Here is a 14,003-nt window from a genome sequence, read left to right as displayed (position 1 = left end):
GCTAGGTTGCCTGCATGGCCGTGGGGATGCTGCAGGTGGACGTGGGCGACCTGACCTTCGACGTCCGGACCGACGGGCCGGTGGACGGCCCGCCCGTGCTGCTGCTGCACGGCTTCCCGGAGACGTCGCTGAGCTGGTCGGCGGTCACGCCGCTGCTCGCCGAGGCCGGGCTGCGCACCTACGCCCCCGACCAGCTGGGCTACTCCCCCGGCGCCCGCCCCGGGGAGACAGACGCCTATGCGCTGACCAACCTGGTGCAGGTGACCGCGGACCTGATGACCGCCCTGGACGTGCCGGTCGCCGACGTCGTCGGGCACGACTGGGGCGCCAACGTGGCCTGGGGCCTGGCCGGGTGGCACCCGGACCGGGTCCGCACCCTGACCGCCGTCTCCGTGCCGCACCCGACCGCCTACACGCTGGCCTTCCGCGCCGATCCGGAGCAGAAGGAGCGCTCGGCCTACATCAAGCTCTTCTGGCAGGCCGGCAAGGCCGAGGAGGTGCTGCTGGCCGACGACGCCCGGCGGCTGCGGCGGATGCTCGACGCACCGGGCGTCCCCGCCGAGGCGGTGGACGTCTACGTGCGGCAGCTGTCGGCGCCGGGTGCCCTGACCGCGGCACTGAACTGGTACCGGGCGATGAGCTCGGCCACCCGGGTCGACCCGGTGGAGGTGCCGACCACGTACGTGTGGAGCGACGGCGACGTCGCGGTGGGCCGGACCGCCGCCGAGGCCTGCGCCGACCAGGTCACCGGCGACTACCGGTTCGTGGAGCTGCCCGGGGTCACCCACTGGATCCCGGAGCAGGCCCCCGAGGACCTCGCCCGGGCGGTGCTGGACCGGATCGCCCGGGGCGCGGTCGCCGCACCCACCAGCTGAGCACCACCCGCGAGCCGAGCACCGTCCGCGAGCCGAGCACCACCCGCGAGCCGAGCACCACCCGCGAGCCGAGCACCACCCGCGAGCCGGGCACCACCCGCGAGCCGAGCACCGTCCGGGAGCCGGGCGCTCAGTCGGTGCCGGTGACCAGCGCGAGCAGGCCCTCCTCGTCGAGCAGGTCGACCGGGCGCAGGGTGACCCCGGCGGCGACGTGGTGGAAGCCGGCGCTGACCCGCTCCACCGGCACGCCGGTCAGCCGGGACCAGCCCAGCCGGTACGCGGCCAGCTGGACGCCGGCGGCAGCGAGCTCGGCGGCTCCCGGCACCGGGCCGGTCTTCCAGTCGATGACCTCGTAGCCGCCGTCGGGGGTGGCGTAGACGGCGTCGATCCGGCCGCGCAGGGTGAGCGGCCCCAGCGGCGTCTCGAACGGCGCCTCGACGTCCACCGGCTGGCGGTCGGCCCACTCGCCGGCGAGGAACGCCTCCTGCAGGGCGGTGAGCGCGGCATCAGGCGCCGCGCCCGCGTCACCGCTCCCGGGCAGCTCGTCGAGGTCGATCAACCGGGCGGCACCGAAGCGCTCCTCCAGCCAGGCGTGGAAGGCGGTGCCCCGCCGCGCCAGCGGCGCCGGCGCGGCCGGCATCGGCCGGCGCAGCCGGCGGGCCAGCTCACCGGGGTCCCGTCGCAGCGCGACCAGCGCGGACACCGACAGGTGCGCGGGGAGCGGGACGTCGACGGTGCCGCGGGAGTGGGCGGCCCGCTCGCGCAGCAGCAGGTCGGCGTCCCGCAGCCACTCGGCGACCAGCGGGTCGTCGGTCGCGCCGAGCGCCTCGGTGGTCAGCGGGTGCGGCTCGGTGCCGGCGATCAGCTCGGCGGCGGCGGAGAGCGACCGCCGGCGGCCGGCCGACAGCGGGTCGGCCGGCCACACGCCCACCGGCCACTCGGCCAGCGCGGGGTTCTCCGCGTCGTCGGCCGGCGGCGGCGCCCACGCGTCGACGACCCCGGCGCCGTCCTCGCAGGCGCCCTTGACCGCCAGCAGCAGCGACGACGGGCCGCAGACGGTCTTGCCGTCGCGCCACCAGCTGCCCGAGCACAGCAGCAGGTGCTTGGCGCGGGTCACCGCCACGTAGCCGAGCCGGATCTCCTCGGCCAGGCCGAAGTCCTTCCACTCCTCGACGTAGTCCTCCAGCGCGTCCCGGACCGCGGCCTGGTCGCCGGAGCCGGGGACCGGCAGGTGCAGCCGGGGCAGCTCGGCGCGGTCGGTGGCCCGCAGGTCGACCGGGACGGCGCCGGGGTCGCGGATCCAGGAGTCCGAGGCGTCCCCCTTCGCGGGGAACTGGCCCACGGTCATCCCGGGCACCGCGACGACGTCCCACTCCAGGCCCTTGGCCGAGTGGCCGGTGAGCAGCTGGACCGCCTCCGGGTTGACCGCCACCTCCCCCGGCTCCAGGCCGCGCTCGCGCACCTCGGCGTCGGCGAGGTAGCCGAGGAAGGCCGGCAGCGAGGGCAGCTCGGCGAGCTCGGAGAACTCGGCGGCGACCTCGTGCAGCGCGTCCAGGTGGGTGCGGGCACCGCCGGGGGTCACGTCCGGGTGGCTGGCCAGCTCGGTCTCCAGGCCGAGGCTGCGGACCACCTCGTCGACCAGGTCGGGCAGCGACTCCCCCAGCCGGGACCGCAGCCCGGACAGCTCGCCGGCCAGCCGCCGCAGCCGCCGGTGCCCCTCGGGCGAGTAGGCATCCGGGCGGCCGAGGTCGTCGAGCGCCTCGACGATGCTGCCGCGCTCCCGCGGCGGGGCCGGGCTCGCCGGGGCGCCGGCCGCCGGCGGGGTGCCTTCCTCGACCGGCTCGGGGGACGGCGTGCGGCGCTCCCGCACCAGCGCCCGGGAGCGGGCCTCCAGCGCGGCCAGGTCGCGCGGCCCGATCCGCCAGCGGGCGCCGGTGAGCAGCCGGCCCAGCGCGTCGCCGGCGCTCGGGTCGACCAGCACCCGCAGGGTGGCCACCACGTCGGAGACCTCGGGGACGTCGAGCAGCCCACCCAGCCCGACGACCTCCACCGGCAGGCCGCGGGCGCGCAACGCGGCGGCGATGCCGGGCAGCTGGGCCCGGCGCCGGGCGAGCACGGCGATCGTCGGCCGGTGCGCACTGCCGTCCTCCGGACGGCCCCGCGACCAGGAGCCGTCCCCCAGCTGCGCGGAGCCGCTGCGTCGCTCCTGCGCGGGACCCTCCGGGCCCTCCTCGTCACGATCCCCAGCCGCACTCCTGCCGTGCCAGCAGGCAGCGAGCCGGTCGGCGAGCGCCTCGGTCTCCTCGGCGACGGTCTCGTACAGCCCGCAGTGCACCGCGCCGGCGCCGGCGACCGGCGAGGGCTGGAGGTCCGGCAGCGGCTGCTCGGGCTCGGGCAGCGCGGCGGCCACCGTGTTGGCCACCGCCAGCACCGCCCGGTCGTTGCGCCAGCTGGTGGACAGCGTGAGCCGCTCGGCCGGGCGCTCGGGGGTGCCGGGGAAGGTGCGGGCGAACCGCTCGATCGTGCCGGCCGAGGCGCCCCGCCAGCCGTAGATGGACTGGCGCGGGTCGCCGACGGCCAGCACCGGGTGCCCGCCCGGACCGCCGAACAGCGCCTCCAGCATGCGCAGCTGGCCGACGCTGGTGTCCTGGTACTCGTCGAGCAGCACGACCCGCCACCGCGCGCGCTCGCGGCGGCCCACCTCGGCGGAGCCGACCGCCACCCGGGCGGCCAGGGACACCTGGTCGGCGTAGTCGATGGCCCCGGCCGCCCGCTTGCGCGCCTGGAACGCCTCGACCATCGGCAGCAGGGCGACCCGGGCCCGCTGCCGGGCCAGCAGCTTGAGCACCTCCGCGTACGGGCCCTTCTTGCGGCCGGCATCGGGGTAACCGCGCAGCTGGGACTCCAGCCGCGCCGTCCAGGCCCGCAGGGCGTCGGGGGTGATGTCGTGCTCCCCGAGCTCGGCGGCGAGCTGCAGCACGTCCTCGGTGGTGGTGACCAGGCCGAGGGCCACGTCGCTCATGTCGCCGGTGTGCGCGGCGACCGCGGTCGCCGCCTGGCCCCAGCACATGGCCGGCCCCAGCACGCCGGACCCGGGCTCGACGCCGATCCGCAGCCCGTGCTCGGCGACGATGCTGGCCGCGTAGCCGTGGTAGGTCGCCACCGTCGGTGCCGCCACGGCGAGCCGCTCCCGGAGCGCCGGGTCGGTGTCCGGGTGCTCGGCGAGCGCGGCCAGCCGCTTGCGCACCCGGGCGTTGAGCTCGCTGGCGGCCTTGCGGGTGAACGTCAGGCCCAGCACCGCCTCCGGGGCGACGAGCTGGTTGGCGACCAGCCAGGCGACCCGGGCGGCCATCGTCTCGGTCTTCCCCGATCCGGCACCGGCGACCACCACCAGCGGCCGGTCGACCGGCGCGGCGACCACGCCGGCCTGCTCCGCCGACGGCGAGTGGCCGACGCCGCTGCGGGCCGCGGTCTCGGCAGGGGTGAGCAGCCGCGGCGGCTCCGGGGCGAGGACCGGCACCATGCCCGGCAGGTCGAGGCTCAGCTGTTGGAGGACCCCGTCCTCCGCTCCGCTCGCGAACTCGCGGGGGGACCCGGAAGGGGGCCGGGGAGAGCCGGCAGAAGGCGTCATCGGGTCACCTGCCGGCCGGACTCCTGCATCGGGCAGCTGCGGCGGAAGGCGCACCGCTCGCAGTCGGTGTCGGTGCGCGCCACGAACTCCCCCGCCCCCATGCCCTCACCGACCTCGGCGATCAGCTCGCCCGCCCAGCTCTCCCGCGGGTCGACGTCGGGGGGCAGCGGCGGCTGCACGTGCTCCTTGGCCGCCTTCTGCGAGCCGCCGACCTGCAGCAGCGCCGCCCCGCCGGTGGCGGTGCCGTGCCCGGCGAAGGCGCCCTCGGTGACGGCGAGCTGGTAGGCCGCCAGCTGCCCGTGCTCCTCCACCGCCCGGGGGGCGGTCTTGCCGGTCTTGAGGTCCACGACGACCAGCCGGCCCTCGGCGTCGCGCTCCAGCCGGTCGACCTGCCCGCGGAGCCGGGCCCGGCCGACGGTGACGTCGAAGTCCTCCTCCGCCGCGACCAGCTCCCGGTCGGCGCGGGCGTGCCAGGCCAGGAACTTGGTCAGCATCTCCTGGGCCCGTTCCCGCTGGCGCTGGTCGAACCAGCCCGGCCCCAGGTCCAGGCCATCGAGCTCGGCGTCCAGGACGGCGGGGGCGTCGGCCGGCGGCAGACCCTCGGCCACCTGCTGGGCCACGTCGTGCACCGCGGACCCGACGGTGCGGGTGGCCTCCGGGGCCGCCTCCGCGCCGACCGCGCCGAGCACCCAGCGCAGTGGGCACCGCTGGAAGGTGTCGATCGCCGAGGGCCGCACGGGCACCACCTCGGCCGGATCGACCAGGGGCGCGTCGTCGGAGAGCGGGGCCAGCCCCCACCAGCCGGCCGGATCGGCCCCGGGCACCCGCTCCTCGGCCAGCCGGCGCAGCACGGCGGCGGCGCTGGCCCGGCGGGCCGGCGGAGTGTGCGGGTCGGTGAGGTGGCGGCGCAGCTCGGCGACGAGCGCGGGGAGGGTCAGCTGCCGGGGCAGCGGGGTGTGCGGCCGGGCGCCGTCCCCGTCGGCCGGCGCCGGCGCCACGAGGTCCAGGAAGCGCGAGGCGGTCGCCCCGGCGTCACCGCCGTCCAGCGCGCCGTCGACGGCGGTGACCAGCAGCCGGCGGCGGGCCCGGGTGCAGGCCACGTAGAACAGCCGTCGCTCCTCGGCCATCGCCTGGGTGCGCCGGTCCAGGGTGGCCGGGTCGGTGCCCCCGGCGGCGTCGACCAGGTCCTCGGCGCCGAGCAGGCTGGCCCGGGTGCGCAGGTCGGGCCACACCCCTTCCTGCACCCCGGCGACGCAGACCAGGTCCCACTCCAGGCCCTTGGCCGCGTGGGCGGTGAGCAAGCGGACCGTCTCCCCCATCGGCGCCCGCGCCGCTCCGCTGTCGCCGGGCAGCTGCTGCGCGCCGAGGTGCTGCACGAACGCCGCGACGGTGGCGTGCGGGAGGCGGTCGACGAAGCCGGCCGCGGCGTCGAACAGCGAGACGACGGCGTCCAGGTCGCGGTCGGCCACCGCACCCGACGGGCCGCCGGCCGCGCTGGCCCGCGCCCACCGGTTGGCCAGCCCACTGGCCTGCCACATCGCCCACAGGACGTCCTCGGCGCTGCCGTCGGCCGCCAGCGAGAGCCGGCCGGCCGACATCACCCGGGCCACCCGCAGCGCCGGCCGGGCCAGGTGCTCGGGCAGGGCGTCGAGCAGGGTGGCGTCGGCCAGCACCGACGCCAGCGGCGCCCCGCGGACCGCCGGGTCCTCCCCCCGGGTGGCCAGCTCCCGGCGGACGGCGCGGCGCAGCCGCCGCAGGTCCAGCACGGTCGCCCCGCCCAGCGGGGACGCGAGCAGCGCCTCGGCGCCCGGCTCGTCCAGCCCGGTCTCGGTCGGCACCTCCGGGCCGGCGCCGGCGTCGGGAGCGGCTGCCGGCGCAGCGACCGGCGCCGGCAGCAGTGCGGTGAGCGCGGCCAGCAACGGCTGGACGGCGGGCTGCGCGGCGAGCGCGACGTCGTCGGCAGAGACGGCGACCGGCACCCCGGCCTGGCTCAGCGCCCGCCGCACCGGGCCGAGGCCGGCGGTGGCCGACCGGACCACGACCGCCATCTGCGACCACGGCACGCCGTCCAGCAGGTGCGCGCGGCGCATCGTGTCGGCGAGGAAGGCCGCCTCCGTGGACGGGGAGTCGAAGACGTGCACCTCGGCGGTGCCGGGGTCGGTGTGCTCGCCGGCCTGCAGCCGGCGGTGCTCCCACGGCCCGGGCAGCCCCTCGGCGACGCGCCGGCTGACCGCGAGCAGCTCGGTGCCCGAGCGGCGGCAGACGCCGAGGGAGAGCCGGTCGGCCGGGCGGCCGTCGCGGTGCCGGAAGCGGCTGGGGAAGTCGATGATCCCGCGCGGCTCGGCGCCGCGGAACGCGTAGATCGCCTGGTCGGGGTCGCCGACGACGACCAGGTCGCCCCCGCCCCCGGCGAGCAGCTCGACCAGCTCGACCTGCGCCGGGTCGGTGTCCTGGTACTCGTCGACGAACAGCCAGCCGGCCCGCTCGCGCTCGGTGCGCAGCAGCTCCGGGTCGTCGTGCAGCTCGTCGATGGCGGTGCGGACCAGCTCGGCCGGGTCGTAGCCGGAGGCCCCGCCGCGGGCGACCGTGGCGAACCAGGAGACGTCCTGGTACTGCCGGAGGAAGTCCGCGGCCGCCTCCCAGTGCGGCAGCCCGCGCTCACGCCCCCAGGCGGACAGCCGCCGGCTGTCGATCCCGCGCTCGGTGGCCCGCAGCAGCAGCTCGCGCAGCTCGTCGCGGAAGCCGTCGGTGCCCAGCGCGGCGGCCAGGTCGGCGGGCCAGCGGACGGCGCCCTCCTCGTCGGCGTCCCCGCGCAGCAGCTCGGCGAGCACGGCGTCCTGCTCGGCGGAGGTCAGCAGCCGCGGTGCCGGCTCACCGCGCAGCACGGCGGCCCGGCGCAGCACCCCGAAGGCGTAGGAGTGGAAGGTGCGGGCCACCGGCTCCCGGATGGTGCGCCCGACCCGGGCGGTGATCCGGGTGCGCAGCTCGGCGGCGGCCTTGCGGCTGAAGGTGAGCACCAGCAGCCGCTCGGGGTCGGCGCCGGCGTCGATCCGCGCGGCGACCGCCTCGACGATCGTGGTCGTCTTCCCGGTGCCGGGCCCGGCCAGGACCAGCAGCGGACCGCCCCGGTGGTCGACCACCGCCTGCTGCGTCGGGTCGAGCTGCGGGCGGACCACCGGCGCCGGCTCCGGCTGCACCAGCCGGTACACCGGCCCGGAACCGACCGACGGCTCCGCCGTGACCACCGCTGTACTCCCCGCTTCCCCCCGCACACCCCGATGAGACCACGGGGGTACGACAGTCGCGCTCAGGCGTCGTCCGGCCAGCCCACGGCGGCCAGGTCGACCCGCGATCCGCGCAGCGGCACGCCCTCCCCGGCCAGCAGCTCCAGCTGCCGCACCCGGACCGGCTCGGCCGCCGTCCCGTCGGCGCGCACGACCCGGTGCCAGGGCACGGCCGCACCGCCGGTGGACAGCGCCCGGGCGACCCGGCGCGGTCCGACCCCGACCAGCCGCCCGATGGCGCCGTAGGTGCTCACCCGCCCCGGCGGGATCGCCTCGACCACGTCATAGACGGCCTCGTCGACGTCCTCTGCCGCAGGCGGCTGCGGTCCGGGTGCCGGCACGGGTCCGGGGGCTGGCACGGTGCCCGCCTCAGCCGGTGAAGTCGCTGTTGAGGGTCCACCACTCGTACAGGGCGGCGACCTCGTCCTGCGTGGTCCCGGGGGCGTGGACCGCGCCCTCGACCAGGTACTCGTCGTCGGTCCAGACGATGACCGCGTCGCCGTCGGGGAGCAGGGCGCAGGCCACCAGGCCACCGGTGACGCCGCTGGGGTAGGTCCACTCGCCGTAGCCCGTGGTGGTCGAGCAGTCCTCGTCCCCGGACCACTCGCTGAGCCCGAGGTCGGCGACGTCGGAGGCGAACACCGCGTCCAGCGTGGGCACGTCCGGGTACCGGTGGTACACCGCGCCGGCCGGGCCGGGCTGGGTGAGCGCGGGCCCGCACTCCGCCGCCGTGAGGTCACCGTCGCCGTAGAGCGCCCGCTCCTGGCAGTCGGTGAAGTCGCTGGGCAGGTGCGCCAGCAGCTCGTCTGGAGCCGGCGCCGGTGGCGCGGACGACGCCGGGGTGGACGTCGATGCGGACGACGCCGGGGAGGACGGCGCGGACGCGGAGGACGATGCGGCCGAGGAGCCCGGCGAGCCCGTCCCGGCGGCCGTCGGGACGGGGCCCTCGTCGTCCCCGGTCAGGGTCAGCGTGAGGACGACCGCGACCACCACGAGCAGCAGCAGCGCCGCGACGATGGCGAGGACCGTGGTGCGCCTGCCGCGGTCGCCGCCACCACCGGCGGCACTCGACCCAGCGGGGTGGTCCCGGCCGGGGCCGCCGAACCCGCCGACCTGGGTGGGCTGGTCGCCGTGACCGGGCGGGCGGGGCGCACCCCAGCCCCCGGGGCCGGGTGGGGGGCCGTACCCGCCGGGCGGCTGACCCCAGTCATCGGGCTGCCCAGGCTGCTGACCCCACCCTCCGGACCGGTCGGGCTGCTGACCCCAGCCACCGGACTGCCCGGGCTGCTGACCCCACCCTCCGGACCAGCCGGGTTGCTGACCCCAGCCACCGGACCGGCCGGGCTGCTGACCCCACCCTCCGGACCAGCCGGGCTGCTGACCCCAACCCCCGGGCTGACCCCAGCCACCGCCCTGCGGCGGGCGGCCGTCCGACGGCGACGACCCGTCCGGGCCTTGCGGGGGCGGCCCCGGGGGTGGCTGGCTCATCGTGGGACCTCCGGCTCGGCTGTGTCGGGCAGCCTAGGCGGCAGGTGTCCCGCCCGGACCGCGTGTCCACACGTCCGGGCGTCCACAGACGTCGGTCAGGCGCAGGGGCCGGTCAGGCGCGGCGGCCGAACCGGGCCAGCAGACGGGTCTGCAGGTCCGCGCCCGGCGGCACCTCGACCGGGGCGTCGAACACCCCCGGCACGCCGTCCTCGCCCAGGTGCTCCTCGGCGTACCGGAAGGCCTCGGCCACGAGCTCGGGGTCCAGGGCGGTGTCCCCGCCGACCGCCCGGGCAAGGTCCCAGGCGTGCACAGTGAGGTCGACGGTCATCTCGGTCAGGTAGTCGCCGGCCGGGGCGGGGCCGGAGGACAGCTGCACGGTCCGGGACAGCACGTCGTCGGCGGCCCAGGCGGTCAGCGCGGCGTCGGCCGCGGACTCCCAGGCCGACAGCGGGTCCCCGCCCAGCAGTTCGGCCGGGTCGGTCGGGACCTGGCGGCCGACGACGTCCGGTGACTCGCCGGCCAGCAGCAGCGGGACCCACAGCTGCTCGCCGGTCAGGTGGGCGACCAGGTCCACGACGCTCCACTCCGGCAGCGCGGGGGCGTCCCACTCGCCGGGCTCGACGGCGTCCACCCGGTCGGTGAACTGCGCCTGGGCGCGCTGGTACCGCATGAGCAGGTCGGCACGGCGTGGGTCGGGCATGCCCCCAGTAGAACGCAGAGGCCCCCACTCCGGCACGGAGTGGGGGCCTCTGTCCGGCCCCTTCGCAGGGTCCCGACCCGCGCGGAGCGTGGGTCGGGGGGCGAAGGGGTCCTTTCAGTAGGTGGGGAGCGCCTTGTCGATCCGGGTCGCCCACGCCGTCACGCCGCCCTGCACGTGCACGGCGTCCTTGAAGCCGGCGTTCTTGACCGCGGCGAGCGCCTCGGCGGAACGGACGCCGGTCTTGCAGTGCAGCACGATCGGCTTGTCCTGCGGCAGCTGCGCCAGCGCCCGGCCGGACAGGATCTCGTCCTTGGGGATCAGCTTCGCGCCCGGGATGGAGACGATCTCGTACTCGTTGGGCTCCCGGACGTCGATCAGCTCGAAGTCCTTGCCGGCGTCCATCATGTCCTTGAGCTCGTCGACGGTGATCGTCGAACCCGCGGCGGCCTCCTGGGCCTCCTCGGACACGACACCGCAGAACGCCTCGTAGTCGATGAGGCCGGTGATCGGCTCGCCCTCCGGGTCCTTGCGGACCTTGATCTCGCGGAAGGTCATCTCCAGGGCGTCGTAGACCATCAGCCGGCCGAGCAGCGTCTCGCCGATGCCGGTGATGAGCTTGACCGCCTCCGTGGCCTGGATGGCGCCGATGGTCGCGCAGAGCACGCCCAGGACACCGCCCTCGGCGCAGGAGGGGACCATCCCGGGCGGCGGCGGCACCGGGTAGAGGTCGCGGTAGTTGGGCCCGTGCTCGTTCCAGAAGACCGAGACCTGGCCGTCGAACCGGTAGATCGAGCCCCACACGTAGGGCTTGTCCAGCAGCACGCAGGCGTCGTTCACCAGGTAGCGGGTGGCGAAGTTGTCGGTGCCGTCGACGATCAGGTCGTACTGGCTGAAGATCTCCTCGACGTTCGAGGAGTCCAGCCGGGTCTCGTGCAGCCGCACGTCGACCAGCGGGTTGATCTCCTTGATCGAGTCGCGGGCGCTCTCGGCCTTGGACCGGCCGACGTCGGACTGCCCGTGGATGATCTGGCGCTGCAGGTTCGACTCGTCGACGGTGTCGAACTCGACGATGCCGAGCGTGCCGACACCGGCCGCGGCCAGGTACATGAGCACCGGGGAGCCGAGGCCGCCGGCGCCGACGGCCAGCACCTTGGCGTTCTTGAGCCGCTTCTGCCCGTCCATCCCGACGTCGGGGATGATCAGGTGACGGCTGTAGCGGCGGACCTCGTCGATCGACAGGTCGGTGGCGGGCTCCACCAGGGGTGGCAACTGCACGGAGCGCTCCTCACACGGCTGTGGTCACAGGGCTGACCGGCTCCAGAGGCCGGTGTCCTGCTCTGCCCAACAGCGTTCCACGCCGTGCTCTTCCCGGTCGCGGCCCGGGGGTCATCCGCGCAGGTCGCGGCGGCGGTACCCGGCCAGGCCCGCGACGGTCAGCACCGCGGCGACCACCAGCAGCCCGGCCAGCCCGGGCACGTCCACGGGCCCGGCCGGCACGGCGGCGACGTGCGCGAACGGCGACAGGCCGCGGACCCAGGCCGGCCAGGCCAGGGTGTCGGCGAGCACCAGCAGCAGGTAGCCGCCGGCTGCGGGCAGCACCCCCAGTGGCAGGACGGCGGACGGCGCCCACGCCAGCGCCGCGACCGCCGCCCCGAGGCACACCGCGACGACCGGCAGCACGTTGAGCACCCCGGTCAGCGCCGCGCCCATGGGCAGGTCGGCCCCGACCCAGGTGGCGCCCAGCCAGGTCGCCAGACCGGCCGCCACGGTGAGCAGGACGGCGCCGGTCGCCACCCCGGTCAGCTCGGTGGCCAGCCAGCGGACCCGGCGCACCGGCAGCGAGTACAGCAGCGTCAGCCGACCGGCGACCTCGTCGGTCGCCGTGGCCGCGACCCGGCTGGCGACGAACCCACCGACCGGCACTGCCAGCAGGGTGAACAGCGAGGCCACGTAGCCGCGCACGCTGCCCAGCTCGGCGAAGCCGGCCCGGGCGGCCAGCTCCGCGAAGCGCGGGTTCTCGCTCAGGAAGTCGGTCATCGTGGTGGCCAGCAGCCCGATGAGCAGGAAGTAGGCCACCACCGCCGCGCCCCAGCCGAGCACCGGCCGGCCGGTGTGCCGGGCCGCCAGCGCGGGCAGGGAGCGCAGCGGCCGGGCACCGGGCCGGACGGTGCCGGGCCGGCGCCAGGGACCGCTGCCGACGTCCCGCCGGGTGGAGACCGCCAGCGCCGCCGCGACCAGGACGGCGACGGCAGCGGCCAGCACGACCAGCGGCAGCACCCGGTCGGCGGCGAAGGGAGCGCTGCGACCCAGCAGGCCGAACGGGCTCAGCCAGTGCAGCCAGCCGAGCGCAGGCACCCCGTCGGCGACCATCCGGGTCAGCAGGCCGGCCAGCAGCAGCCCCACCGCCAGGCCGGCGGCGACCCGGCGCTCGGCCAGCAGCTGGGCGGCGAGCGCGCCCAGCGCGGCGCCCACCATGCCGGTGCCGCCGATGAGCGCGCCGAACAGCAGGGCACCGGTCGTGGCGGTGCCGGCCAGCACCAGGCCGGCGGCGGTCGCGGCGCCGACGAGCGCGGCCGCGCCCAGCAGGACCACCAGGTGGCGCAGCAGCACGGCCGGCAGCCGCAGCCTTCCGCCCAGCAGCAGGTCCCAGCGACCGGCCTCCTCCTCGCCCCGGGTCACCCGGGTCGCCGCGAGCGCCGCCCAGACGCCGACGAGCACCGCGACCGCCGTCCCGGTGCGCCACACGGTGAACCCGCCGGGGTCCCCGAGCGCGACCGGCGGGCCGAACAGGGTGCGGATGGCCGGGTTCTCCGCGAGCGCCGCCAGCGAGGCCCCGGCCAGGTCCTGGTCCAGCTGCCGGTGCTGGACGGCGACCAGCGCAGGCATCCCGGCGGCGACGCCGGTGACCAGGACGGCGCCGCGACGGACCGACCGGGCGGCCAGGGCGGTGACCGCCCGACCGGCCGGGCCGGGCTCCGGCGTCCACCCGGCAGCGGACGCCGTGGGGGCGGGCGCGGTGCCGGTGGTCATGCCCGCACCTCCGCGCCGGTGGACCGGTCGTCGCCGTAGAAGTCGAGGAAGAGCTCCTCGAGGCTGGGCTCGCGCACGTCGAGGGCGACGACGTCCAGGCCGGCCAGCGCGCGCAGCACCGGGGCGGGCGGGCCGGCCAGCGTCATCGTCAGCTCGAGCGGCGACGTCCACCGCAGGTCGGCGACGCCGTCGACCCCGGTCAGGCCGGCTCCCGCGGCAGCAGGACGAGCCAGGGTGACGCTGATCTCCGAGCGGCGCAGCCGCCGCAGCTCGTGCAGCCCGGCGACCTCCACCAGCCGGCCCTGGCGCAGGATGCCCACCCGGGAGCAGACGGCCTCGACCTCGGCGAGCTGGTGCGAGCTGAGGAACACCGTCTGCCCGCGCGCGGCCGCCTCGGTCACGCAGCGGCGGAACTCCCGCTCCATCAGCGGGTCCAGGCCGCTGGTCGGCTCGTCCAGGACCAGCAGCGGGGCGCGGGTGGCGAAGGCGGCGACCAGGGCGACCTTCTGCCGGTTGCCGGTGGAGTAGGTGCGGGCCCGCCGGTCCGGGTCGAGGGCGAACCGCTCGACGAGCTCGGCCCGGTAGGCCAGGTCGGTGCCCGGGCCGACGGCGGCGAGCAGGTCCAGGCACTCCCGCCCGGTCAGCGCCGGCCAGAGCGCGACGTCCGCGGGGACGTGGGCCAGCTGGCGGTGGGCCCGGCCGACGTCGTGCGCCGGGACGCCGAACACCTCCACGTGGCCACCGGAGGGGCGCAGCAGCCCGAGCACCAGCCGGATCGTCGTGGACTTGCCGGCGCCGTTCGGACCGAGGAAGCCGAAGACCTCCCCGGGTGGCACCGCCAGGGAGAGGTCGTCCACGGCGACGGTCCGGGAGAAGCGCTTGCTCAGGTGCTCGGCGCGCAGTGCGGGCACGGCAGGGGCAGAGGCGGGCATCGGAGCCCTCCGATCGCAGTCGGGAACACGACTGCCGACCAGGCTTCCCGGCGCACCGGCAGT

General features: G+C 76.9%; 9 protein-coding genes. 1 reads left to right on the top strand and 8 read right to left on the bottom strand.

What is annotated here, in order from left to right; all coding sequences use genetic code 11:
• Nucleotides 1-14 precede the first annotated feature (14 nt).
• Nucleotides 15-875, top strand: a complete 861-nt coding sequence (locus FB380_RS11240) for an alpha/beta fold hydrolase (protein ID WP_166755117.1) — start codon at nucleotides 15-17, stop codon at nucleotides 873-875.
• Nucleotides 876-1,005: 130 nt separating this feature from the next.
• Here FB380_RS11240 and FB380_RS11230 read toward each other — a convergent pair whose 3' ends face one another.
• From FB380_RS11230 to FB380_RS11195, 8 genes are all read right to left on the bottom strand, one after another.
• Entirely contained in the window at nucleotides 1,006-4,506 is a 3,501-nt protein-coding gene (locus tag FB380_RS11230; RefSeq protein ID WP_229682109.1) for an ATP-dependent helicase, read from the bottom strand.
• Nucleotides 4,503-7,751 carry an ATP-dependent helicase gene (locus tag FB380_RS11225; RefSeq protein ID WP_229682110.1) on the bottom strand — a complete coding sequence of 1,083 codons (3,249 nt, stop codon included), beginning with the start codon at nucleotides 7,749-7,751 and terminating at the stop codon, nucleotides 4,503-4,505. The genes FB380_RS11230 and FB380_RS11225 overlap by 4 nt, the downstream gene beginning before the upstream one ends.
• Nucleotides 7,752-7,813: 62 nt before the next feature.
• Nucleotides 7,814-8,149 (bottom strand): MGMT family protein, encoded by a 336-nt coding sequence (locus tag FB380_RS11220; RefSeq protein ID WP_229682111.1) that lies wholly within the window; start codon nucleotides 8,147-8,149, stop codon nucleotides 7,814-7,816.
• 10 nt (nucleotides 8,150-8,159) lie between these two features.
• Entirely contained in the window at nucleotides 8,160-8,783 is a 624-nt protein-coding gene (locus FB380_RS11215) for a hypothetical protein (protein ID WP_166755115.1), read from the bottom strand.
• Between the two features lie 607 nt (nucleotides 8,784-9,390).
• Nucleotides 9,391-9,978, bottom strand: coding sequence for a TIGR03086 family metal-binding protein (locus tag FB380_RS11210; protein WP_166755114.1), 588 nt, complete (start codon nucleotides 9,976-9,978; stop codon nucleotides 9,391-9,393).
• Between the two features lie 114 nt (nucleotides 9,979-10,092).
• Nucleotides 10,093-11,253, bottom strand: a complete 1,161-nt coding sequence (gene moeZ / locus FB380_RS11205) for an adenylyltransferase/sulfurtransferase MoeZ (protein WP_166755113.1) — start codon at nucleotides 11,251-11,253, stop codon at nucleotides 10,093-10,095.
• 111 nt (nucleotides 11,254-11,364) lie between these two features.
• Nucleotides 11,365-13,008: a polyketide antibiotic transporter gene (locus FB380_RS11200; RefSeq protein ID WP_166755112.1), complete on the bottom strand. Its 1,644-nt coding sequence runs from the start codon at nucleotides 13,006-13,008 to the stop codon at nucleotides 11,365-11,367.
• Nucleotides 13,005-13,940 (bottom strand): ABC transporter ATP-binding protein, encoded by a 936-nt coding sequence (locus tag FB380_RS11195; protein WP_166755111.1) that lies wholly within the window; start codon nucleotides 13,938-13,940, stop codon nucleotides 13,005-13,007. Before FB380_RS11195 ends, FB380_RS11200 begins: the two co-directional genes overlap by 4 nt.
• Nucleotides 13,941-14,003 lie beyond the last annotated feature (63 nt).

This window comes from Modestobacter marinus, from assembly GCF_011758655.1.
GTDB classification, from domain to species: domain Bacteria; phylum Actinomycetota; class Actinomycetes; order Mycobacteriales; family Geodermatophilaceae; genus Modestobacter; species Modestobacter marinus.
The sequence above is the reverse complement of the archived record's forward strand: the minus strand, read 5'-3'. Positions and strand labels throughout refer to the sequence as shown.